The 22,825-nt window shown below is 56.3% G+C and carries 18 protein-coding genes; 5 read left to right on the top strand and 13 right to left on the bottom strand.

Annotated features, from left to right (window positions below; all coding sequences use genetic code 11):
• Window positions 1-72 precede the first annotated feature (72 nt).
• From K9U38_RS08485 to K9U38_RS08465, 5 genes are all read right to left on the bottom strand, one after another.
• On the bottom strand, window positions 73-855 hold the full coding sequence (locus K9U38_RS08485) for a ThuA domain-containing protein (protein ID WP_224493914.1): 783 nt from the start codon (window positions 853-855) through the stop codon (window positions 73-75).
• An 86-nt stretch (window positions 856-941) separates the two neighbouring features.
• Window positions 942-1,952, bottom strand: coding sequence for an ABC transporter ATP-binding protein (locus K9U38_RS08480; RefSeq protein ID WP_224493913.1), 1,011 nt, complete (start codon window positions 1,950-1,952; stop codon window positions 942-944).
• Window positions 1,953-1,963: 11 nt separating this feature from the next.
• Entirely contained in the window at window positions 1,964-2,794 is an 831-nt protein-coding gene (locus K9U38_RS08475) for a carbohydrate ABC transporter permease (protein WP_224493912.1), read from the bottom strand.
• Window positions 2,794-3,741, bottom strand: coding sequence for a carbohydrate ABC transporter permease (locus K9U38_RS08470; protein WP_224493911.1), 948 nt, complete (start codon window positions 3,739-3,741; stop codon window positions 2,794-2,796). The genes K9U38_RS08475 and K9U38_RS08470 overlap by 1 nt, the downstream gene beginning before the upstream one ends.
• Before the next feature lie 111 nt (window positions 3,742-3,852).
• Window positions 3,853-5,115 (bottom strand): ABC transporter substrate-binding protein, encoded by a 1,263-nt coding sequence (locus tag K9U38_RS08465; protein WP_224493910.1) that lies wholly within the window; start codon window positions 5,113-5,115, stop codon window positions 3,853-3,855.
• Between the two features lie 430 nt (window positions 5,116-5,545).
• Here K9U38_RS08465 and K9U38_RS08460 point away from each other — a divergent pair, with 430 nt between their 5' ends.
• The 3 genes from K9U38_RS08460 to lexA all read left to right on the top strand — a co-directional run bounded on the left by K9U38_RS08460 (window position 5,546) and on the right by lexA (window position 9,092).
• Window positions 5,546-6,577 carry a substrate-binding domain-containing protein gene (locus tag K9U38_RS08460; protein ID WP_224493909.1) on the top strand — a complete coding sequence of 344 codons (1,032 nt, stop codon included), beginning with the start codon at window positions 5,546-5,548 and terminating at the stop codon, window positions 6,575-6,577.
• A 253-nt stretch (window positions 6,578-6,830) separates the two neighbouring features.
• On the top strand, window positions 6,831-8,183 hold the full coding sequence (locus K9U38_RS08455) for an epoxide hydrolase family protein (RefSeq protein ID WP_224493908.1): 1,353 nt from the start codon (window positions 6,831-6,833) through the stop codon (window positions 8,181-8,183).
• Window positions 8,184-8,372: 189 nt separating this feature from the next.
• On the top strand, window positions 8,373-9,092 hold the full coding sequence (gene lexA, locus K9U38_RS08450; RefSeq protein WP_224493907.1) for a transcriptional repressor LexA: 720 nt from the start codon (window positions 8,373-8,375) through the stop codon (window positions 9,090-9,092).
• Here the strand turns inward: lexA and K9U38_RS08445 are convergent.
• Complete coding sequence (locus K9U38_RS08445) at window positions 9,086-11,554, bottom strand: ComEC/Rec2 family competence protein (protein ID WP_224493906.1); 2,469 nt, start codon at window positions 11,552-11,554, stop codon at window positions 9,086-9,088. The genes lexA and K9U38_RS08445 overlap by 7 nt on opposite strands.
• Window positions 11,555-11,667: 113 nt before the next feature.
• On the opposite strand from K9U38_RS08445, the gene gltX reads away from it, so the two are divergent.
• Together gltX and gltA are read left to right on the top strand one after the other, a co-directional pair.
• Window positions 11,668-13,092 (top strand): glutamate--tRNA ligase, encoded by a 1,425-nt coding sequence (gene gltX, locus K9U38_RS08440; protein WP_224493905.1) that lies wholly within the window; start codon window positions 11,668-11,670, stop codon window positions 13,090-13,092.
• A 148-nt stretch (window positions 13,093-13,240) separates the two neighbouring features.
• A complete protein-coding gene (gltA, locus tag K9U38_RS08435; RefSeq protein WP_224493904.1) occupies window positions 13,241-14,533 on the top strand; it encodes a citrate synthase in 1,293 nt (430 codons plus the stop codon).
• 56 nt (window positions 14,534-14,589) lie between these two features.
• On the opposite strand, the gene lpxB is transcribed toward gltA, so the two are convergent.
• The 7 genes from lpxB to rseP all read right to left on the bottom strand — a co-directional run bounded on the left by lpxB (window position 14,590) and on the right by rseP (window position 22,797).
• Window positions 14,590-15,765: a lipid-A-disaccharide synthase gene (gene lpxB / locus K9U38_RS08430; RefSeq protein ID WP_224493903.1), complete on the bottom strand. Its 1,176-nt coding sequence runs from the start codon at window positions 15,763-15,765 to the stop codon at window positions 14,590-14,592.
• Window positions 15,755-16,654, bottom strand: coding sequence for an LpxI family protein (locus K9U38_RS08425; RefSeq protein ID WP_224493902.1), 900 nt, complete (start codon window positions 16,652-16,654; stop codon window positions 15,755-15,757). Before K9U38_RS08425 ends, lpxB begins: the two co-directional genes overlap by 11 nt.
• The gene (gene lpxA / locus K9U38_RS08420; RefSeq protein WP_224493901.1) at window positions 16,638-17,471 is read right to left on the bottom strand and encodes an acyl-ACP--UDP-N-acetylglucosamine O-acyltransferase; all 834 of its coding nucleotides are present in this window, start codon (window positions 17,469-17,471) and stop codon (window positions 16,638-16,640) included. Before lpxA ends, K9U38_RS08425 begins: the two co-directional genes overlap by 17 nt.
• The gene (gene fabZ, locus K9U38_RS08415; RefSeq protein WP_224493900.1) at window positions 17,471-17,956 is read right to left on the bottom strand and encodes a 3-hydroxyacyl-ACP dehydratase FabZ; all 486 of its coding nucleotides are present in this window, start codon (window positions 17,954-17,956) and stop codon (window positions 17,471-17,473) included. Before fabZ ends, lpxA begins: the two co-directional genes overlap by 1 nt.
• Complete coding sequence (lpxD, locus tag K9U38_RS08410; protein WP_224493899.1) at window positions 17,949-19,004, bottom strand: UDP-3-O-(3-hydroxymyristoyl)glucosamine N-acyltransferase; 1,056 nt, start codon at window positions 19,002-19,004, stop codon at window positions 17,949-17,951. Before lpxD ends, fabZ begins: the two co-directional genes overlap by 8 nt.
• A 54-nt stretch (window positions 19,005-19,058) precedes the next feature.
• Window positions 19,059-21,428, bottom strand: coding sequence for an outer membrane protein assembly factor BamA (gene bamA, locus K9U38_RS08405; RefSeq protein WP_224493898.1), 2,370 nt, complete (start codon window positions 21,426-21,428; stop codon window positions 19,059-19,061).
• 229 nt (window positions 21,429-21,657) lie between these two features.
• Window positions 21,658-22,797 (bottom strand): RIP metalloprotease RseP, encoded by a 1,140-nt coding sequence (gene rseP / locus K9U38_RS08400; RefSeq protein ID WP_370631864.1) that lies wholly within the window; start codon window positions 22,795-22,797, stop codon window positions 21,658-21,660.
• Window positions 22,798-22,825: the final 28 nt, after the last annotated feature.

Here is a 22,825-nt window from a genome sequence, read left to right as displayed (position 1 = left end):
GGCAGGCATCAGAATATGATATCACCGCGACCCCAGCCGGGCTGGCAGCCACAACCAGTGGTAGGGTAACGCTTACTTGAAACCTTCTTCGCCGGCCTCGTGAAGACTGCCACCCCGCGCGGAAATCGGCTCAATGGCCTTCTCGACCGGCACGTTTGGCGCTGTGGTAATGTCGGGGTACCGGTTCGGATTGTTCGCCCAGTTCACTGCATTGCGCAGTACAAGGCCGACTGTCTCGTCATGATAGGTTGGATATGTCTCGTGGCCAGGACGGAAGTAGAACACATTGCCCGCACCCTTCCGATAGGTAAGGCCGGAACGGAACACTTCACCACCCTGAAACCACGATACGAAGATCGTTTCGAGCGGTTCCGGTACGGAGAACGGCTCGCCATACATCTCCTCGTTCTCCAGCTCGAAATAGGCTGGCAAGCCCTTGGCAATAGGATGACCGGGGTTGACCACCCAGAGCCGTTCACGCTCGCCCGCCTCGCGCCAGTGCAGCGCACAGGGCGAACCCATCAAGCGTTTGAAGATCTTCGAGAAGTGCCCGGAGTGCAGGACGATCAGGCCCATTCCCTCCCAGACGCGTTTGGCAACGCGTTCAACGATTTCGTCGCTGACATCGCCATGGGCGCGGTGCCCCCACCAAATGAGAACGTCTGTCTCGCCAAGCGCCTTCTCCGTCAGCCCATGCTCCGGTTCCTGCAAGGTCGTGGTCTTTACGGCAAGGTTATCGTCCGCTGCCAGGAGCTTGGCTATCTGATTGTGCATGCCCTCGGGGTAAATCTCAGCGACTGTCTTGTTCATCTTTTCATGAACGTTTTCGCCCCAGACGAGTGTTCGGATGGTCATTGTCGTATTCCTGTTCATGCTGTGTGCCATAGGGAGGATTTCAAAGGGCAACGGATGACCGGCTCATTCGTTGCCTGATTTTTGTGCTAGTAAGACGCCGCGGGCCGGCCGGTTTGGTCAAAGCGATGGACATTGTCGTTGATTGGCGAAATGTAGAGCCGCTCACCCGGCTGCTGACGTGCAGTGCCGTCCTGTCTGACGACAAGCGGATCCTTGGCGCCGATATCGATGTAAAGGTAGGTCTCAGAGCCGAGGTTTTCGGACAAGATCAGCTTGCCATCCCAGGCTCCATCTTTCTCCTTGATCTCCAAATGCTCCGGCCGGACTCCAACGATATGTGCCTTGTAGGAGTCCGCGTGCCTCTCGGTCAGGAAATTCATCTTCGGCGAACCGATGAAGCCCGCCACAAAGATCGATTGAGGCTTCTCGTAAAGCTCAAGCGGCGTACCCACTTGCTCAACTATGCCGTCACGCAAAACACAGATGCGATCAGCCAGGGTCATGGCTTCAACCTGATCATGCGTCACATAGATCATCGTCGTTTCATGCATTTTAGCGTGCAGTTTGGCAATCTCGAGCCGTGTCTGCACCCGCAGTGCGGCATCGAGATTGGACAGGGGTTCGTCAAACAGAAACACCTTCGGATCGCGGACGATGGCGCGGCCGATGGCAACGCGTTGCCGCTGACCACCGGAGAGCTGCTTCGGCAAGCGATCGAGGTAGGCCGTTATCTGCAGCATTTCTGCCGCTTCGTGCACCCGCCGCTCGATCTCCCCGGCACTACCTTTGGCCAGTTTGAGGCCAAACGCCATATTATCGAAAACAGTCATGTGCGGGTACAGCGCATAGGATTGAAACACCATTGCGATGCCGCGTTGTGATGGCGTCAGGCTGTTGACCACCTTGTCGTCGAAGGCCAGCGTGCCTGACGTAATGTCTTCGAGTCCGGCGATCAGGCGCAGCAAAGTTGACTTGCCGCAACCCGAAGGGCCCACAAAAACCATGAACTCGCCTGGGCTTATTTCGAGATCGACTCCCTTGATCACATCGAAAGTGCCGAACGATTTGCGGACATTGTTGAGATGGATGGATGTCATGTGAGGACTCCTTAGCCCTTGACGCCGCCGGCTGTCAGACCGGAGATAATTTTGCGTTGGAAAATCAGAACGAGAACCACGAGCGGCACGGTCACAATTACCGAAGCAGCCATGATCGTTCCCCATGGAATTTCGTGCGAGCTGGCACCCGACAGGAGCGCAATGGTAACCGGCACTGTTCGTGTTTCGGTGGAAGATGTAAAAGTGAGCGCGAAGAGGAACTCATTCCACGCCGCAATGAAGGCAAGCAGGCCCGTGGTCACCATCGCCGGCCACATGAGCGGCAGGAAAACCCTGGTAATGATGACCCAAGGCGTTGCTCCATCCACGATTGCCGCTTCTTCGATTTCGACGGGAAGGTCCCGCATGAAAGTAGTCAGGACCCATACGGTGAAAGGCAGCGTGAATATTGTATAGGAGAACACCAGGCTCCACAGCGTGTTGTAAAGACCGAGGTAACGAACGACCTCAAAAAGCCCCGCCAATACAGCAATCTGCGGAAACATGGAGACCGACAGGATCGTCAGCAGCAGCATGGAGCGACCACGAAACCGGACGCGTGCCAGGGCAAATGACGCGGTGACTGCTATGAGCAGCGCCAGGAGCACGACCAGGCTGGACACGATCACCGAATTGAGCAGGTTGCGGCTGAAACTGCCGGCGCTGATGACCGATCTGTAGTTGTCCAGCGAGAAAGACGTTGGCAAATATGAAACGGTGAAGAGTGCGCTGCCGGATTTGAAACTGGTGATGATCGCATAATAGAATGGGAACACTGCCAGAACGACAATCAGTCCCACGAGTGCATAGAAAGCAGCCGTCTTGGTGAGGTTCCAAATCATCAGCGGTCTCCTGAATCCATGCGTACGCCGCCAAGCCAGATCGCGACGATGGTCATAAGCGCTATGACGAGGAACAACATCGTTGACTGGGCCGAGCCGTAAGCAAATTTGTCGAACTCGATCAGGTTTTCGCGCGCAAGCACGGACATGGTCTTGGTTTGTGAGCTGTTGGGTGTCAGCACATAGATCAGGTCAAAGATGCGCATGGCGTCGAGCAGCCTGAAGATAATGGCGACCATCAGTGCTGGCTTGATCAAGGGCAGCGTAATGCGGAAGAACTGCCGGACCGGGTGAACACCGTCGATATGGGCGGCCTCGTAGATGTCCTTTGGAACCATCTGCAAACCCGCAAGGATGAGAAGTGCCATGAACGGCGTCGTCTTCCAGACGTCGACAATCAACACGGCTGTCATCGCCGTGTCGGCACTGGCAGTCCAGGCAACAGGCTGACTGATGATGCCGAGCCGCATGAACAGATCATTCAGGATACCGAACTGGTCATTCAGCATCCATCCCCACAGTCGGGCGGATACAATGGTCGGGATCGCCCAGGGTATCAGTATGGCCGCACGCACGATGCCCCTGCCCTTGAACTCGGCATTGAGCACGAGTGCAACGATCATGCCGAAAAACGCCTCAAGCGTTACCGAGATGACACTGAAACGGACGGTGTTCCAGACCGCATTCCACCAGGCAGGGTCGGCCAACAGGCCCGAATAGATCGTGCGACCGCTCTTCAATTGGACCCATGACAGGTAGTTCTTGAATCCCACCCACTTCGCCGCCGCCATGTTGGTCAGGGAAGCGTCGGTGAAGGAAAAATAGATTGTCCGAAGCAACGGCCAGCCTGCAACGATGCCGAGTGCCAGGATCATGGGAATAAGAAACAGCCGCGCTGACCTGGCGCGCTGCCGCAAAAGCTCTGAACGTGCGGAGGAAGGGGTCATAGTTATGCCCGTGATCTTGTTTCAAGTCAGTGATTTGCTCAGGCGAGCGGTGCGGGCCTCATCCGGGAGGTTCAGATTAGCGCCCGCACCGTGCCCTTTGCTGGCAAGGGGCTACCAGCTACCTCCCTGAAGTTCCGTCAGTTTTGCTTCCAACAATTCAAGATTGTCGGCTGCAGTGCCATTGCCCGACAAGGTGTCGTGAACGGCGCTCCAGAACATATTGGACACTTCGTTGTACTTGACCTTTGTGGGCGCAGACGGGCGCGGTACGGAGCTCTCGAAAACCGGCTTCCATTCGGGAATCAGCGGCTGGGCGGCAGCGATGTCCTTGTCGTCGTAAAGCGACTTGATGGTCGGCATGCTGGCAAGCGCGATGGCCCTCTCCTTCTGCTGTTCAGCGGAACCAAGGAAAAGAACCAGCTTGATCGCTTCATCCGGCGCCTTCGAATATTTGGAGACAGCCAGATTCCAGCCGCCCAGGGTTGCCGCCGAACTTTGCCCCTCCTTGCCGCTGGGCAGCGGAGCGACGTCAAACTTGCCCTTGATGGCACTGTCATTGCCGCTCCCGAGAGCATATGCATAAGGCCAGTTGCGCATGAAGACGGAATTGCCCGTCTGCCAGATGCCACGCGCTTCTTCTTCGGTATAAGCCAGTACGCCCTTCGGCGAAATCGTGTCCACCCACCCCTTGGCGCGGTCGATTGCAGCGGCCGCATCTGGATTGTTGATGGAGATCGTTCCATCGGGTTCAATGATCTGACCACCGCCCGAAGATTTGACCCACTCCAGCGCGTTGCAAGTCAGACCTTCATAGGCATTGGCCTGGAAGACATAGCCGTAGACGCTCTTGTTGCCCGCAGCGCGCTCTGCGTCCTGAATTTCCTTTGCTGTCGCCGCCATTTCATCCCAGGTCTTGGGGACGGGCTTCTTGTATTTTTCAAGAAGGTCCTTGCGGTAATAGAGTGCTGGAGCATCAGTGAACATTGGCAGTGCAACAAGTTTGCCTTCGACCGTCTGACTTTCGATGATCGAAGGAATGTGCTGATCGATCACATCCTTGGCAGCTTCTTTCAGGTCGACAAACTGATCCGCCAACTGCGGGGCCCAGATGACATCCGTCCGATAGACGTCAATATCGGTATTTCCTGCAGCGAGCCACAGCCGATACTGGCCGAAATTGTCGGAGCTGTTGGCGGGCATGGCAACGATGGAAACCTTGTTGCCCGTCTCTTTCTCAAAGCGATCGAGCTGCTTGCGCAGGAATTCGCGACCATTGCCCGTATCGCCCGACACGATGGAAAGTTCGGCGGCAAATGCCCCCGAAGCCAGCAACGTTGTAGCCAAAAGGGCTGTAGCAAATGACTTAGCGATCATGGTTCCCTCCCAAAATCTGATGAAAATCAGGCCTTCACCCTCCGGTGACGCCCCTCACATGTCAAAAATTCCTCCGGAAGCGCAATGATCATCCCCGACAATCTGAAATTCAAAGCGCTTTGAATTGAAAAGTGGCAAAGCCTTGGGAGCTTGTCAACCGCAATTTTGCCTTGCCCGTGACCCCGGAAATGCGTGGACGAGGTTTACGTTTGAAAAGCCGCGAATTAACAAGAGTTTAGCCATGGATAGCGGAATATCGCTGCTGGCGCGATGACCTGCCACAGCAATTGTTGACAGTCGTTAAATATGTACTATTGTTCAAAGCGCTTTGAATTTTGATACAATTTGAATATGTTCGGTTGCATAGGATAAGGTTTGAGCGTCGTGCTGCCGAACGGAATTGGCGCACGCAACCATTGGATCGCTTGTTATGAAACTCAAAGAACTGGCCGAACAACTGGGCCTTTCGCAGACGACCGTCAGTCGCGCCCTTAACGGCTATCCCGAAGTAAACAAAGCCACCCGCGAACGTGTCAGCCGGGCCGCGTTGCAATTTGGCTATAGCGCCAATGCCAATGCCCGACGTCTTGCAATTGGACGTGTGGGCGCAATTGGCATTCTCATGCCGAATGATCGCAGCGAACGTTTTGGCCCTCACACCAGCGAATTCTTCTCCGGCCTGGCCGAACGCCTCTCGCAGGACGAATTCGATCTCCTGATGAGCCCGGTAACCAACAATGACGAGATAGCATCCTACCAGCGCCTTATTTCAAGCAAGCGTGTCGACGCAATCATCGTCACGGGTCCTACCCTGATGGATGAACGGGTTACCATGCTGATTGAAGAGAAATTTCCCTTTGTCCTGCATGGACGCACGAACATAGAAGCACCGCACGCATGGCTCGACATCGACAATGCCGGCGCCTTCCGTCAGGCCGCTTCCCATCTGCTCGATCTCGGTCACAGGCACATCGCTATGATCGATGGTTTGAAAGGACATACATTTTCCGAACATCGAGAGCTCGGCTACCGCGAGGCTCTTCAGGGACGCGGCGTGCCAGTGGACCCGCGCTTCATTGTGCACGAACGCTTCTCCGATGAAGTGGCGTTCCGCGAGACACAGCGGCTACTGGCCTGTGATCCGCACCCCACGGCGATTATCGCCGGTTCGATGATGACCGCGCTGGGTGTTTCGCGAGCGATCCGCTCAGAGGGTTATGAAATCGGCAAGGAAGTTTCCATCATCGCCCATGACGACGTATTTCCCTATCTGAATGCCAGCAACATGGTTCCGTCGATGACGACAACGCGTTCGTCGATCCGTTCGGCGGGAATCCGCATTGCGGAGATGCTCGTACGGGTTCTTGATGGCGAGCCGGTGGAGCATATCCACGAGGTTTGGCCCGTTGAGCTCATTCTGCGTCAATCAAGCGGGCCTCCCACAAGCCCCGGCCAGCGCTAGCAGCGTGGCACGACCATCAGAAAACATTCTTCAACGAAAAGAGGCGATGTTACCGTTACGTACTTGCCGCACCCTCATATCCAGAAACAAACTGCGCCGGCTCACGCCCGTCCGATCCTGTTGTTAGCACCACGGCGTGCAGTTTCGCATGGCCAAATTCACTGACGACACGAGATGCTACGGGCATAATGATATCCGTTGCCCGCAGGAACATGTCTCACTGCTTTTGGCCTGACCAACAGGAGGGACAGCAATGGCAGACAAGGCAAATCCAGGCAGGCGCAAGATCGGAAGGGTTGCGCCGGGTACGCGGTCAAGTTCCGAGACGATCGATCAGAACCGACGCCAGCTCTTGAGCGCAGCGGCAGCGGGAATTGTCGCAGCAGGTGCTGCAACCGTTTTCGGGGCGTATCCGGCGCAAGCGGCCGCAAATGATGAAATCCGCCCGTTCCGCGTCAACATTCCGCAAGAGCAACTCGACGATCTGCGCAAACGCGTCGCCGCAACGAAATTTCCTCCACAGGAAGTCGTGCCCGATGCAACACAGGGCGTGCAACTCGCAACGATTCAGGCACTCGCTCAATATTGGGGAACAGATTACGATTGGCGCAAGGTCGAAGCCAGGTTGAACGCGTTGCCGCAATTCACTACCGAGATTGACGGGGTTGAAATCCACTTCATCCACGCGCGCTCAAACCACGACAATGCATTGCCGCTCATCGTCACGCACGGATGGCCGGGATCGATCATCGAGCAATTGAAGATCATCGAGCCACTTGCCAATCCCACGGCGCATGGCGGTAATGAAAAGGACGCCTTTCATGTGGTGGTCCCGTCGATGCCGGGCTACGGTTTTTCCGGCAAGCCGACCACAACCGGCTGGGATGCACCCCGTATCGCCAAGACATGGACCGAGTTGATGAAGCGGCTGGGTTACACAAAATACGTTGCGCAAGGAGGCGATTGGGGCGCGCTCATCGTCGACCAGATGGGCGTTCAGGCAGCGCCGGAACTGATCGGCATTCACACGAACATGGCCGGCGCCGTTCCGCCCGAAATCGATAAGGCCGCTTTCACGGGTTCACCACCCCCAGGCGATCTCTCCGCTGATGAGAAGAACGCCTATGATCAGCTCGCATTTTTCTACAAGCACGGCTTGGCCTACGCCCAGGAAATGGGAAACCGCCCGCAGACGCTCTACGCGATCGAGGACTCGCCTGTCGGACTTGCCGCATGGATACTCGACCACGATATACGCAGTTACGAACTGATTGCGCGTGTGTTTGCCGGCCAATCCGAGGGTCTGACGAAAGATGACATTCTCGATAACATCACACTTTACTGGCTAACGAGCACGGGCGTCTCCTCAGCTCGGCTCTATTGGGAAAACAAGCTCCCCTTCTTCGCGCCGAAGAACGTAACCATCCCGGTTGCGGTGAGCGTCTTTCCGGATGAGATTTATGCGGCACCGAAGAGTTGGGTCGAAAAGGCCTATCCCAAACTCATACACTTCAACAAGGTGGACAAGGGTGGACACTTCGCTGCCTGGGAACAGCCAGAGCTGTTCACAAAGGAACTCAGGACAGGGTTCAAATCACTGCGTTGAGGTTATGAGACTGTGCGGCGCCAAAACGGCGCCGTCCACCGATGATGACCATGAGACGCCGCGACGGGCGCCCAGCCGCGAAGCTGAATCGGCGACATACACCAGATATTAATCCTTGTGGAACACAACTGGAACAGATAGTGTTTGTTCTGGTTTTGTTTTTTCGATTCCGAGTCAAAGGATCGCCCCATGCTCACGCGTAAACAACACGAACTCCTGCTCTTCATTCATGAGCGATTGAAGGAAACGGGCATCCCTCCGTCCTTTGACGAGATGAAGGATGCTCTTGATCTTGCATCAAAGTCCGGCATCCACCGGTTGATCACTGCGCTGGAGGAACGGGGCTTTATTCGTCGGCTCGCAAACAGGGCCAGGGCCTTGGAAGTGTTGCGTCTGCCGGACTCAATAGCGCCCGGATTGAACACGCAGAAGAAGTTCTCACCAAGCGTTATCGAGGGCAGTCTTGGGCGCAACGTTGCCCCTCCCCGGCCCCAGTCGCGCCCAGCCGATGACGTTAACGCGTCCACGATCGTCAGCATTCCCGTTATGGGACGCATCGCCGCTGGTGTGCCGATTTCAGCAATTCAGAACCAGACTCACATGATCGGCCTGCCGCCGGACATGCTTGGCAATGGCGAACACTATGCGCTGGAGGTCAAGGGGGACTCAATGATCGAAGCCGGGATCTTCGACGGCGACACGGTTGTGATAAAGCGAAGCGATACGGCTAATCCTGGCGAGATCGTCGTTGCGCTGGTCGACGACGAGGAAGCAACTTTGAAGCGTTTTCGCCGCAAGGGCGCTTCCATCGCGCTCGAAGCCGCAAATCCCGCCTATGAGACTCGTATTTTTGGTCCGGATCGCGTTCAGGTCCAGGGAAAACTGGTCGGCCTGATCCGCCGCTACTGAGGCTTGTATCGAGTCAGCGGAGCTCCGTTACGCCCATCCGGTCCTTGCTCCCGGCGGGAATCCGCAAGATTGCGTGCGGTTCTCGAATAAATTCTGTAGCTGTTCCAAGGGCGTACAGGTGGCCCGACAGCGTATGTCACGGTAGCCGACAAGACCCGTTGAACATGCTCGGCATTGGCCTTCAGAAGTGGCCCTTGAGCTACGTCATCGCTATCTGCGCTTCTGAAGAAATTGAATGGTTCGCCACTCCATTCATGTAGCCTTAGCTCGGCGCTTCCATGCAATGCGAGATCACGTTTGCTGATGACCAGCAAGTTCTTATCGTTGCACGAGACTTCCGTTCCTGCGAAGGCCAGTATGACGATATCGCCCTCGGCGCAGGCCGCCAGCCGCCGTGAGGGATCATGCGTATAGGCTATGATAAGCCCGCCGCGTTCGCGAGCCGTGCAAAGATTGTCAGTACAGGCAAACTGCATGCCGTCAGGGCTAGCACCGGTCTTGAGCGGATTGACCACTGCGTTTGTTCCATATCCCTCCTGCCAGTTCTCCAGTGTGAATTTACTGCCGGATGATCGGTTGATCGCCAGATCGTTGTCCGTTGTTCGAAGTGCAACAAGTTTGCCATCCTCGGCAATAATGATATCCGGCGCGTGAGCACGCATCATCCAGATGGCAGCAGCCAATACAAGCGGAACGCCGCACAGCCGCAAGCGCGTTGACAGAGCCAGAAGCAAAATCAGCCCCATGCTGGTCAATACGAGTGTTCCCTGTGGCATCAGCCCGAGATTGCCATTGGGAGAGTGGGAAGCAACCATGTGCGCTATGGCAATCACGCCTTCGATTCCGCGCCCCATAATGGCAAATGGCAGCCAGTCGAGGTCAAACGGCATGGCGAGCAGGCCCAGCACGGCAAACGGCATCACAAGCGTCGATATGACCGGGAGTGCGAGGGCATTGCCGATGAGTCCCAAGGGGGCTGTGTTGTTGAAATGATATGCGGCAAAAATTGAGCTGACGGTACCGGCGACGAGCGATGTCATGGCAATGGTGGCAATGTAGTTGGCCGCTTTTATCGGGAGCACTGTTAAAAAAGAACGTCTCGAACAAGGGTTTCGTGTGTTCTGCCGTTTCGACCACCAACCATAGAATGCAATGAGCGCAGCAGTGGCCGAATAGGACATCTGAAAACTGGGACCAAGAATCTCATGCGGCGATAAGGCAATGGTGATAAGCGCGGCGATAGCGAGGTTGCGCATGGAAATGGCCGCGCGGTCGACGGTTACGGCCAAGAGCATGACACTGAGCATAATGAAACTGCGCTGGGCAGCCACATCCGCCCCCGAAATAAGCAAGTAGAAAGCAGAGCCGATCAAAGCGATCAGCGCCGAGTACTTTTTTACTGGTAAGCGCGCCGAGAAGCCGGGCAAAAGCGCGAGCATCGCACGCAATGAACCGATGATCGTTGCGGCGACCAAGGCCATGTGAAAACCGGAAATTGAGAGGATATGTGACAGGCCACTCAATCGCATCGCATTGTTGGTATCGTCGCTGATGCCGTCGCGCTGCCCCGTGATCAAGGATGCGGCGATATCACCGGGCTCGCCTTTAATGTTTTGCAGGATACGGGCAGTGAGCTGCTGCCTAATGTTGGCGACCGCGACCAGCATTGCGGGGCGTGACGCGGCAGGCACGGACAAGACATTAGCCTTTCCCAGCAGGAATCCATTGGCACCGATGCCGCGGTAATAATTGTAGAAGGCGAAGTCATAATTGCCTGGTCGCACAGGCCCTGACTGGGGGCGCAGGTGGACGAGACCGGACAAGCCGTCGCCGATCTTGACCGCGAGCGGCAATGTTTGTGCCGATACTACGACGCGATCAGGTCCGTAACGCAACGCAGGCTGCGTTGTCGAGATAACATCCATCGTCACCCGCCACCCGCCTTTCGCATCCTTCGCCAAGGCTACGACGCGGCCGGTGATGCGTGTGGTGATTTCGGAGCCAAGCATCCTGGTACCAGCCCGGATCGTTTCGAGCTTTGCGCAAAGCATGCCGGCAATGATCGCGATGCCGAGCAGGAGCAGAAGCCGCGCGATGGGGCGCGCGCGTGCAAGTTCGCGCAGCACTGCTAGGACGGTCAGGCCAGCCGTCATGGCGCCGAGCCTCGGTTCCGTGTCCGCCGCAAAATAGAGAATGGCACCACACCCGCCAAAAACCGGCACGAGCAAGAACAGCGTGCCGCGCTCGATTTCGCCGCTCCATACCTCGGCGACTGCACTTGGTATGGATGTGATTTGCAGACGCGCTAGACCTGCGCGCTGCGGCTCGCCTATGGCAGACCGACTTCGGTCAGCGCGTGTAACGTCACTGCTTCCATCACAAGGAGCCAATTCATGGGCGGCGTTTACCCCAACAAAGAACAGCCGCTCGCTCGTCTTCGTCGTAGCAACGGGGCCTTCCATTTGCCTCCTGGCTCCCCAATACTCTTGCACAGCAGCGTTGCTATGCTACATGAACGCCAGATCAATTCGATTGGACGTTCGACTAATGTCGGCGTACCCGCTCCGGAGCACCCATGTCATCTTCAGTCGTCACCCGTTTTGCCCCATCCCCGACCGGATACCTGCACATCGGCGGTGCGCGCACCGCGCTGTTCAACTGGCTCTATGCCAAACATACCGGCGGCAGGATGATGCTTCGCATCGAGGATACGGACCGCGAACGTTCGTCAGATGCTGCAGTTGCCGCCATACTCGATGGTTTGAAGTGGCTTGGCCTGGATTGGGACGGCGAAGCCGTATCGCAGTTCGAACGCGCACCCAGACATCGTGAAGTGGCCGAAGAACTCGTGGCCAAGGGCAAGGCCTATTATTGCTATGCCACACCGGCCGAGCTTGAGGAGATGCGTGAAAAGGCTCGCGCTGAAGGCCGTCCGCCACGCTATGATGGCCGTTGGCGCGATCGCGATCCGAAAGAGGCCCCTGCTGGCGTCAAGCCCGTCATCCGGATCAAGGCGCCGCAGGAAGGTGAAACCCTTGTGCGCGACCAGGTCCAGGGAGATGTGCGTTTTCCCAACAAGGATCTCGATGATTTCATCATTCTGCGTTCGGACGGCAATCCGACCTACATGCACGCGGTTGTTGTCGATGATCATGATATGGGTGTCACACATATCATCCGTGGCGATGACCATTTGACCAATGCCGCGCGCCAAATGGTGATTTACAACGCCATGGGCTGGGATGTTCCGGTCATGGGCCATATACCGCTCATTCACGGCGCCGATGGCGCAAAACTCTCCAAGCGCCACGGCGCCCTCGGTGTTGAGGCATACCGCGCGTTGGGCTACCTTCCCGCGGCGCTGCGAAACTATCTCGTCCGACTGGGCTGGAGCCACGGCGATGACGAGATCATGTCGGACGAACAGATGATCGAGTGGTTTGAAATCTCGGACATCAATCGCGGTGCCTCCCGTTTCGATTTCCAGAAGCTCGAGGCCATCAACGGACATTACATGCGCTTTTCCGGTGACGCCGATCTGGTCCAAGCCATGATCGACATTCTGCCGGAAATCGAAGGCGGAGCCGAGATTCTGGCACGGTTGAACGACAAGACGAAGGCCAAATTACTGGCCGCAATGCCTGGTCTGAAGGAGCGCGCCAAGACGCTGGTGGAACTGGCCGACAGCGCAAAATACCTCTTTGCGCAGCGTCCTCTCGCGTTGGATGAGAAAGCGGCCGGCCTGCTGAACGAGGAAGGCCTGAGCGTACTTTCCGGCGTTCTGCCTGCGCTCTCGGCGGTGGATGAATGGACCGCAGAAGCGCTTGATGCTGCAGTGCGTGTACATGCCGAACAAAGCGGTTTGAAGCTTGGCAAAATCGCACAACCACTACGTGCTGCATTGACTGGAAGAGCAACGTCTCCGGGTGTTTTTGACGTACTGGCAGTCCTTGGAAGGGAGGAATCATTGGGCCGGATAGAGGACCGGATAAAAGGCTAGTTTCGGGCAAAATCGAGTGCATTTTTGCATTGCAACATCGTGCCTTTCGAGTACGGTGTCGTGCCTGAGAAATTCATGAATACGACCTCGCTTGAGGCAAGTGCTTTTGCGCTGGGTCAGCGCAAGCTGAAGCAAGAAAGGAACGGCAATGTCTGAAAACAGCGTCAACATCGATCTGAATGGTCACCAGTTTGCGTTACCTATAAAGAAGGGGACCATCGGACCGGATGTCGTGGACATTGGTACACTCTACAAGAACACCGGCGCATTTACATACGATCCCGGATTTACTTCCACGGCATCCTGCGAGTCGCAAATCACCTATATCGATGGCGATGAAGGTATTCTGCTACACCGCGGCTATCCGATCGAGCAGCTTGCCGAACATGGCGATTTTCTCGAGGCCTGCTACCTGCTCCTTTACGGCGAACTGCCCACCAAGAGCCAGAAGGCGGATTTCGACTATCGTGTCACGCATCACACCATGGTGCATGAGCAAATGTCGCGCTTTTTCAGCGGATTCCGTCGTGACGCGCATCCCATGGCCGTCATGGTCGGCGTCGTAGGCGCTCTGTCGGCATTCTACCACGACTCGACCGACATATCGGATCCGCATCAGCGCATGGTCGCTTCGATCCGCATGATCGCCAAGATCCCGACCCTTGCCGCCATGGCCTACAAATATCATATCGGTCAACCGTTCGTTTATCCGAAGAACAATCTCGATTTCGCAACCAACTTCCTGCATATGTGTTTTGCGGTACCCTGCGAGGATTATGTTCCCAATCCGGTTCTCGCCCGGGCAATGGATCGCATTTTCATCTTGCACGCAGACCATGAGCAGAACGCGTCCACGTCGACCGTTCGCCTGGCAGGATCGTCCGGTGCCAATCCCTTCGCCTGCATCGCCGCCGGTATCGCTTGCCTTTGGGGCCCCGCCCATGGCGGCGCCAATGAAGCTGCCTTGACCATGCTCGGGGAAATCGGAACGGTAGACCGTATTCCGGAATATATTGCCCGCGCCAAGGACAAGAATGATCCGTTCCGCCTGATGGGATTTGGTCACCGTGTCTACAAGAATTACGACCCGCGCGCCAAGATCATGCAGCAGACAACACGTGAAGTCCTCGCCGAACTCGGCATCAAGGACGACCCGCTTCTCGATGTTGCCATGGAGCTTGAGCGTATCGCGCTAACAGACGAATATTTCATCGAAAAGAAGCTCTATCCAAACGTCGACTTCTACTCAGGAATCACCTTGAAGGCCCTAGGCTTCCCAACCACCATGTTCACCGTGCTGTTTGCGGTTGCCCGCACCGTCGGCTGGATCGCCCAGTGGAAAGAGATGATCGAGGATCCGCATCAGAAGATCGGCCGTCCGCGTCAGCTCTATACAGGTGCAACGCAGCGCGACTACGTGAGTGTAGAAAACCGCAAATAGGATCTACATCTTCAAGTAAAGAAAGGCGCCACTCGGCGCCTTTTTTGTTTGTTGCCTTAGCGCTTTTTGGCCAGTTCCAGGACTTTTCCAGCGGCAATTTCGCCGGCTGGCCGACCGGTCTGCATGGCACGTGCAATCTTGTCGAAGCTCTCCAGCTGTGCCCTGCGCCTTAGACCAGGAATCAGCAACTGCTCGAGTTGACGCGCAAGCGGCCCTGCACGCACGAACTGGTTGAAGTATTCCGGCACAACAGGTTCATCCGCGATGATATTGGGCAACGCGGCGCTCCAGACCTTGATGCGCGGAGCCAGAAAAGTGCGAGCCAACCAATCAGGCTTGTACGACAGGACAGTGGGTATCCGGGCAAGCGCCAGTTCCAGTGACACAGTGCCCGAGGCGGCGAGCGCAGCGTCGGCCTCGGCGAAGGCGCGCAGCCTTTCGGCCTCGCCGACCACAATCCGGGGCTGGACCCGCCAGCCAGCAGTCAACTGCCGGACGAGCGGCTCAACCTTCGGCAATGTGGGCAAAGTCACCCTCATCCGGTTACCGCGACCTTCCAGGAGGTCGACGGTCTCACCAAACGGCCCACATAAACTTGCGATTTCGGATCGGCGCGACCCTGGCAAGACCACAAGCTGTTTTTCCCCCCGGTCACCCAAGCCGGCGTTGCGGGCGCGGTTGTGGTTTGCTGCCTCGATGAGGGGGGCGTGCGAAACGAGCCTGTGTCCGACATAGGTTGCCGGTGGTCCGTCGAGATCCTTCAGCGCCTGCACTTCAAACGGTAAGATCGCCAGAACGTGATCGACATAGGCTCGCATGGCTTTGGCGCGTTCCGGTCGCCACGCCCAAACGGACGGGCTGATATAGTTGACGATAGGGATCGACGGATCCGCCGCCCTCACCTTGCGGGCTACGCGATGCGTGAAATCGGGACTATCGATGATCACAAGGCAATCAGGTTTAGCGGCAATGATCGCGTTTGCGAGTTGAGAAATACGGCGGACAAGTTGCGGGAGTTTACGTATGATCGCGCTCAACCCGACCAATGCGATTTCATGCTGGTCAAACAAGCTGTCAAGACCAAGCGCAGAAAGGTGCTCACCACCGACGCCGCTCAGGATTACCTCTCCAGCGTATTGATTTCGAAGCGCCTGAACCAGATCGGCGCCCAGAAGATCGCCGGACTCTTCTCCGGTCACTATCGCAAGGCGCAATGGCTTCTCAGCTTTCATCGGGCTCTCTCTGTTCGAATGTCTCGATGAACAGACCGGCTGCATCCGCGGCTCTAACAGTCTCGTCAAAGCCGAGTATCAATGTGCGACCCGCTTCGATGGCGATACCCTTCAGTCCAGCCCTGTAGGCATTTTCGACCGTGCTGATACCAATGGCCGGCAGGTCGGCCCGAACTTCCTGCTGTGGCTTGGCGCACTTCACGAGAACGCCCCCCTTGCGATTGATGCGTTTGGCCAGGCGAAGCTCAGCCACCCGTTGCAGCATGGCATCGGTCCCTTCGACGCCTTCAAGTGCCACAACGCGCCTGCCGACGGCTATCGCCGCCTGACCGATGTCAAGGGCTCCAATTGTAGTCGCTGCTTCACGCGCAGCCCGCATGTCTGCGATGCTTTCCTTGTCGGCCCGTTTGCGCGTCACGGTTCCTGGCGGTGGCGCAAGGATGTCCGGCACGATCTCATGAGCACCTAAGACGCGGAAACCATAGGATTCGATGGTGGCAATCACCGCGCGCAACAGACCATCATCGCCCAGTCTGAAGGCACGCAGGAAGCGATAAAGCGCGACCAGATTGCCGTTGCCCGGTCGCAGCGCGGCGCGAAATTCCGGCCGGTGCCGAATTCCCCCGGCAAGTACAACGTTCGAAATGCCTTCAGCTTTGAGTATTCTGACGAGCCCACCGAGTTCGACAATGGAGATCTCAGCGTGCTCTCCCTCATAGAGGATTGGTTCGGCTTCACCCCTGATTGCCACAATCAGGGGATTATCACCCTGCTTGCGCAAGCTTTCCGCCACCGCAACCGGCAGCAGGCCATTTCCCGCAATAACTGCAGTGCGACCCGCGATAGAAGCGGGCACCTTTCCGTCCGGCGTTTTAGCTGTTTTCGTCACTGTCACTGATCTCGATTGCGGAATCGAGTGGCGGCGTGCAGTAGGCGCGCTTGGTATCAGTGGTGATGAAATCGATCAGATCCGCGACCGCGGCAGACTGCGGGTATGCAGCCCGTACATCATCCGCACGGCTCTTGATCGACTTCGTCCGGTCAAACAACATTCGAACCGCGTGGCGCAGATTGTGAATTTCCGGACGGGCCATACCCGAACGTTTCATGCCAATGATATTGAGCCCGCCGAGATAGGCGTGATTGCCGATCGCCATGCCGTAGGGCACAAGATCGCTGGCCAGGGCTGCGAGACCGCCGATGAATGCATGATGGCCAACCCGCACGAACTGATGAATGCCGGCCCCACCACCGATAATGACGTTGTTGCCGATGGACACGTGGCCACCAATCATCACGTTGTTGGAGAATGTTACATTATCCCCAATGACGCAGTCATGGGCCACATGCGCATAGGCAAGGAACATACAATTGTCGCCAACCGTCGTCATTCCGCGGCTGCCATCCGTCCCGCGATGCATGGTCACGCCTTCGCGGATAACACAATTCTTGCCGATCAGCAGGGTCGTGCGGCCACCCTTGTGCTTGGTGTTTTGCGGATCGCCGCCAAGCACCGCATTGGGGTAGATTTTCGAGCCACTACCGACAGTCGTTGGACCCATTATCACCACGTGGCTCAAGAGCTCGACATCATCACCGATGACGACTTCAGATCCTATATGGCAGAACGGGCCGATATTTACGTTGTTCCCGATAAGTGCGCCCTGCTCTACGATGGACGTCGGGTGAATTCTGGTTGCAAACATCAGGCTCCGGTCTCATCTTCGTCAGGAAAGCTGACCATGGCCGCCACTTCGGCCTCTGCAACCTTGACTCCATCAACTTCGGCAACACAACTGTATTTGTGGATGTTGCCGCGCTGTTTCAGCTTGGTCACGCGCAACTTCAGTTGATCGCCTGGCACGACAGGCTTCCTGAACTTGGCATTGTCTATGGTCATGAAAAAGACCTTACCGGGCTTGCCGCTTCCATTGTGAAAGAGAACAATGGCTCCAGCTGTCTGCGCCATGGCTTCGACGATCAGAACCCCCGGCATTATAGGAAGTTCAGGAAAATGGCCGGCAAAATGCGGTTCGTTTATGCTGACGTTCTTGATACCCGTCGCAGAGACATCACGATCAATGTCAACGATGCGATCAATCAGCAGGAAAGGATAACGATGCGGGAGATTCGCCAGAATTTTCTGGATGTCCGCGACGCCGAGGCTATCGGCTTGCACATTGTCACTCATCTCCACTGCTCTCCTTCTTGGTTCGGGTCATCGCACGAACACTGGCGATTTCACGGAACCATTGCTTGAATGGCTGCGCAGGCGCACCAGCCCACCTTTCACCATCCGGAATATCGTTCATCACGCCGCTTGCCGCCGCAATCTCGACGCGTGATCCGATGTTGACATGATCCTTGATACCGACGCTTCCCCCGAGCATCGTCATATCGCCAAGGACTACACTGCCCGAAATGCCACATTGCGCAGCAATAACGCAATGGCGCCCGATACGTACATTGTGGGCAATCTGCACGAGATTATCGATTTTCGTGCCTTCGCCGATGATCGTGTCGGCCAGGGCACCGCGGTCGACAGTTGTATTGGCGCCAATCTCGACATTATCCTGGATAATGACGCGGCCAAGCTGTGGCATCTTATCCAGGCCGGCCTTGCCAGACACGTAGCCGAAGCCATCCTGTCCGATCCGGACACCAGGATGCAGCAGGACGCGGTTTCCGAGGAACGAATATTGCAGTGAGGAATTGGGAGCGACATAGCAGTCGCGGCCAATCTTGCAGCCGTTACCGATAACAACATTGGCTGCAATGACAGTACCAGATCCGATCGAGACATGGCTCCCGATGATTGCCCCAGGTTCAATCGTGACGCCGTCTTCGATTTCGGCGGTTGGATGAACGATCGCATGGTCGGAAATACCGCTCTGTCCACTCCACAAATGGGCGTTAACGGCATTGGGATAAAGCGCCCGACCTATCGCAGCGAAATCCTGTTGTGGATGCCGGGTAACGATGATGGCCACGCTTTTTGGAATGTTTACTCTGACTTCTTCAGTGCAAAGCACGCCCGCAGCCTTCAGGCCCTCGAGGTCCTGCGCATGCTTCTTGCCTTCAATGAACACAAGTGCATCCGGCCCCGCATCGGACAGAGACGACAGCCGCGTCACCGGCCGGTTTGCCAGGGAACTGTCCACAAGAACGCCATTGGTCAGACCGGCGATCTGACCAATAGTCACGTTTAGCAGTGGCTCATAAAAGATCGGATCGGCCATCGACTAACTTTCTCCCCCGGGGAAACTTGCTCCCCCCGGGAGGTCAGCAATCTATCAGAACTTGCTCGATATACCGAAGTTGAAATTCTGCACTTGGTCGCCATCAACTTTCTTGACCGGTACAGCGTAGTCGAAGCGCAGAGGACCGAACGGCGATGCCCACATGATACTTCCACCCACGGACGCACGCCACTCCATATCCGTATCGGACGCTTCCGGCAGGTCATTGCCGTAGAGCGTGGCCGCATCGGCAAATACCGCGCCGCGGATGCCAAGACTTTCAGGAATGACTGGCATCGGGAATTGCGCTTCCGTTGACGCGTTGAAATAGGTCGTGCCGCCCAGGAAGCTACCCTTGCTGTCGTCAACGCTAAGATCTCGAGGACCGATACCAGCATACTTAAAGCCACGGATCATTTCCGTATTGTTCTTGAACAGATCGAATACGCGCAGGTCTTCATCGCCGAAGCCAGTGATATGGCCAGCACCAACGCCAATCAGGCCGACGATATCCATCTCTTCAGACAGGGTTTTGTAGTACTGGCCCTTGAACGTCGTCTTCAAGAAATTGGCGTCGCCGCCAATACCGGCATATTCCTGGAAGAATTTACCATAAAGACCATCATGCGGATTCTTCGTGTCGTCGATCGTGTTGTAGGTAAGCGTCCAGCTCACAGACGACTTGATCCAAGGGCTTTCCTCGGCTGCATCGATATATGCTTGCGAGATTTCCGATGGATCCGGAGTGCCGTCGGGAAACTTTGCTTCGTCATCAATCTCGTACTCTTCCTGAGTGAGGTTGTATGCAACGCCGGCAGTCAAAGCTTCCGTGATTGGCAGCCCGAAGCGGATTGTACCGCCCGTCAAATCGGTCTCGTACTTGTCTCTCACACCCGACTGGCGCTTGTAGATATCAAACCCGGCCGAGATTCTCTGACCAAGGAAGTATGGCTCGGTGAACGAAAGTGAATAGGAACGGTTGTTGTCCAGTCCACCACCGGCGGCGATGCGCACATATTGACCACGGCCGAGGAAGTTGCGCTCGGTAATCGAACCCTCCACTGTCGGCCCGGGGGTTTCACCGCCGGTCGTATAGCCGCCACCGATGGAGAATTCACCCGTCGATTTCTCAATTACATCAACGACCAGGATGACCTGGTCCGGCTGGGAGCCGGGAGCAGTCGAAATGTTGACCGTCTGGAAAAAGTCCAGACGTTCCAAGCGGCGCTTGGCGCGCTGGATCAGCACCTGATTGAAGGCGTCGCCTTCGCTGACGTCGAATTCACGGCGAATCACGAAGTCGCGGGTTTTTTCATTGCCGCGAATCTCGATGCGCTCCACATAGGCACGCGGCCCCTGATCGATCGCATAGGTAACCGAAATCGTGTGGTTCTCGAAGTTGCGGTCACCGCGTGGCTCGACCTTGGCGAAGGCATAGCCCTGACCGGCAACCCTCTCGGACACCTTGATGATGGAATCTTCAACTTCCTTCGCGCTATAGGTATCACCTTCGCGCGTCTCGACAAGACCGTTCAATTGCGAAGTATCGACGCCTTCGACCGAGCTCTCGATCGTTACACCGCCGAACTTGTACTTCTCACCCTCTTCCACCGTGATGGTGATGGTGTAATCGTTGGTTGCCGGATCGAGATCGGCCGTCGAAGATATGACGCGGAAATCGGCATAGCCGCGGTTATAATAGAACCGGCGCAGCGTTTCCTCGTCTGCACGCAGCTTATCTTCGCTGTAGACGTCGTTTCGCGTCAGCCATGACAACGGATTGGAACGCTTGGTCGAGATCACGTCCTTCAGGCGGCGATCGCCAAAAGCCTGGTTACCGACGAAATTGATATTGGCAATCTTGGTGCGGTCACCTTCGTTGATCTCGAAGACGACATTAACGCGGCCCTCACCCAGATCCATGGTGCGCGCATTGACGACCGCGTCGCTGCGGCCAATGTTGCGGTAAGCAGCGCGGACGGCCTCGGTATCGGCATCCAGAGTTGCTTGGTCAAATGCAGCGCGCGGCTTCAACTGCACCGCACCCTGTAGCTGCGGATCCTTGATCTTCTTGTTGCCCTGGAAAATCACCTGGTTGACAACCTGGTGTTCAGAAACCTGTACGATCAGCGTTCCGCCTGACTGGCTGATGCGCACGTCACCAAACAGGCCCGTATTGAAGAGGCGCTTCGTTGCTTCGTCGATATCTGCGTTGGTGAAAGGCTTGCCAGGAGTGATTCCAAGATTATCGCGGACAGTCTGAGAATCAACACGCGTGTTTCCGCGTACTTCAATGCGGCTTACTGTTGCTGCTTGTGCCGTGGCTACCCCAGCCACCATCGTGACAATCGCACCCGAACTCACAAGAGCTGCTGATATGGCGAGCGCCGACGCTGCACCAACGAATTTTGAACTTGCCGCCATAGGCCTTCTGAACCTTTGTTTCTCGTTGTCCCCGGGCGAGATCCCGGACTTCGCACTTACTCGCACACCGTCATAGCCGGTTTTTACATACACGCAAGGCTTACGGTTAAAATCTGTTTACTTCACACAAAAGCGTGGCATCCATGCCACGCCAATCGAGGCTTATAGTAAACAGATCATGTCGCTTTGCCAGACCATGCATCGAATTTTCATCAATGTTTAATTGTTGTTACCGGCAAGCAAACAGATCGTTGAACACGACAAATCCCATGAACCCCAGCACCAGCAGGAACCCGGCGCGGAAGAAAATCTCCTGAACGGCCGGTTTTACCGGTCTGCCTATGACGGCTTCTGCGGCATAAAATACGAGGTGCCCACCATCAAGCGGAGGTAATGGAAAGAGGTTGAGCAAACCGATACCGATCGACAACATGGCCGTCAATTGGATCAGCCAGTCGATTCCCTGGCTGGCCGCCTGGCCCGCCATGGTTGCGATCTTGACCGGACCGCCCAGCTGGCATTTGTCTTCGCGTCCCGCAAAAAAGCGGCCGAAAAACTGCCCCGTGCGGGCGATGATAAAGCCACTTTCACGCACCGCCTGCGTGATCGATTCTACAGGGCCGTACTCGATCCGCCGGAAGTTTCCGAGTTCCTGATTGTTGACAACACCGATCACGGCGATCTTGATTGTGTTGCCGAGCGGATCCTTCTGTTCGGTAAGCTCGGGGGTTGCAGTCAGCTCGACTTCCTGCCCATTGCGCTCCACAACGAAATCCAGTGGATCGCCCCCGCGCGATGACACGATGCGCTGCACATCCGAGAACGTTTCAACCTTGTCACCGTCAACGCGGAGAAAGCGATCACCGGGTTGAAAGCCAGCTACCGCCGCCGGTCCTCCGGGACGCACTTCGGCAACCATGGGGTCGGCTACCATTTTGCCGTAGAGGGCGAAAAACACGGCAAAAATGACTATCGTCAACAATATGTTGAACGCAGGGCCCGCGAAAACCGTCGCGGCACGTTTCCAAACGGGTTGTGTGTGGAAGGCAACGGCTCGCTCTTGTGCGCTCATCGCCTCCAGCGGCGACGCTGTCGCGCTTGTCACGCTCTCGTCGCCGGCAAACTTGACGTAGCCGCCCAACGGGATGGCCGACAGCTTCCAACGCGTACCGTGCCTGTCATTAAAACCGATCAGCTCGGGGCCGAAACCTACAGAAAATGCCTTGACGCCTATTCCGCACCATCGACCGACGAGATAGTGACCCAACTCATGAACGAAGACCACGACGGTCAGAACAATCAGAAACGGCAGGATCGTACCGATCAGGACACTTTGAGTACCGAAGAGCGCTTGCAGCATGTCCGTCAAAATATCCTCCCGGCTGATAACCAATCGA

This window comes from Phyllobacterium lublinensis, assembly GCF_020164435.1.
GTDB lineage: Bacteria > Pseudomonadota > Alphaproteobacteria > Rhizobiales > Rhizobiaceae > Phyllobacterium > Phyllobacterium lublinensis.
Note: the sequence above shows the minus strand (reverse complement) of the source record. Positions and strands in the feature narration are given on the sequence as shown.

Bases quoted from the DNA above. Each gene is read 5' to 3' on its own strand.
- K9U38_RS08485 (WP_224493914.1), bottom strand. From the start codon at position 855: ATGACCATCCGAACACTCGTCTGGGGCGAAAACGTTCATGAAAAGATG.
- K9U38_RS08480 (WP_224493913.1), bottom strand. From the start codon at position 1,952: ATGACATCCATCCATCTCAACAATGTCCGCAAATCGTTCGGCACTTTC.
- K9U38_RS08475 (WP_224493912.1), bottom strand. From the start codon at position 2,794: ATGATTTGGAACCTCACCAAGACGGCTGCTTTCTATGCACTCGTGGGA.
- K9U38_RS08470 (WP_224493911.1), bottom strand. From the start codon at position 3,741: ATGACCCCTTCCTCCGCACGTTCAGAGCTTTTGCGGCAGCGCGCCAGG.
- K9U38_RS08465 (WP_224493910.1), bottom strand. From the start codon at position 5,115: ATGATCGCTAAGTCATTTGCTACAGCCCTTTTGGCTACAACGTTGCTG.
- K9U38_RS08460 (WP_224493909.1), top strand. From the start codon at position 5,546: ATGAAACTCAAAGAACTGGCCGAACAACTGGGCCTTTCGCAGACGACC.
- K9U38_RS08455 (WP_224493908.1), top strand. From the start codon at position 6,831: ATGGCAGACAAGGCAAATCCAGGCAGGCGCAAGATCGGAAGGGTTGCG.
- lexA (WP_224493907.1), top strand. From the start codon at position 8,373: ATGCTCACGCGTAAACAACACGAACTCCTGCTCTTCATTCATGAGCGA.
- K9U38_RS08445 (WP_224493906.1), bottom strand. From the start codon at position 11,554: ATGGAAGGCCCCGTTGCTACGACGAAGACGAGCGAGCGGCTGTTCTTT.
- gltX (WP_224493905.1), top strand. From the start codon at position 11,668: ATGTCATCTTCAGTCGTCACCCGTTTTGCCCCATCCCCGACCGGATAC.
- gltA (WP_224493904.1), top strand. From the start codon at position 13,241: ATGTCTGAAAACAGCGTCAACATCGATCTGAATGGTCACCAGTTTGCG.
- lpxB (WP_224493903.1), bottom strand. From the start codon at position 15,765: ATGAAAGCTGAGAAGCCATTGCGCCTTGCGATAGTGACCGGAGAAGAG.
- lpxA (WP_224493901.1), bottom strand. From the start codon at position 17,471: ATGTTTGCAACCAGAATTCACCCGACGTCCATCGTAGAGCAGGGCGCA.
- fabZ (WP_224493900.1), bottom strand. From the start codon at position 17,956: ATGAGTGACAATGTGCAAGCCGATAGCCTCGGCGTCGCGGACATCCAG.
- lpxD (WP_224493899.1), bottom strand. From the start codon at position 19,004: ATGGCCGATCCGATCTTTTATGAGCCACTGCTAAACGTGACTATTGGT.
- bamA (WP_224493898.1), bottom strand. From the start codon at position 21,428: ATGGCGGCAAGTTCAAAATTCGTTGGTGCAGCGTCGGCGCTCGCCATA.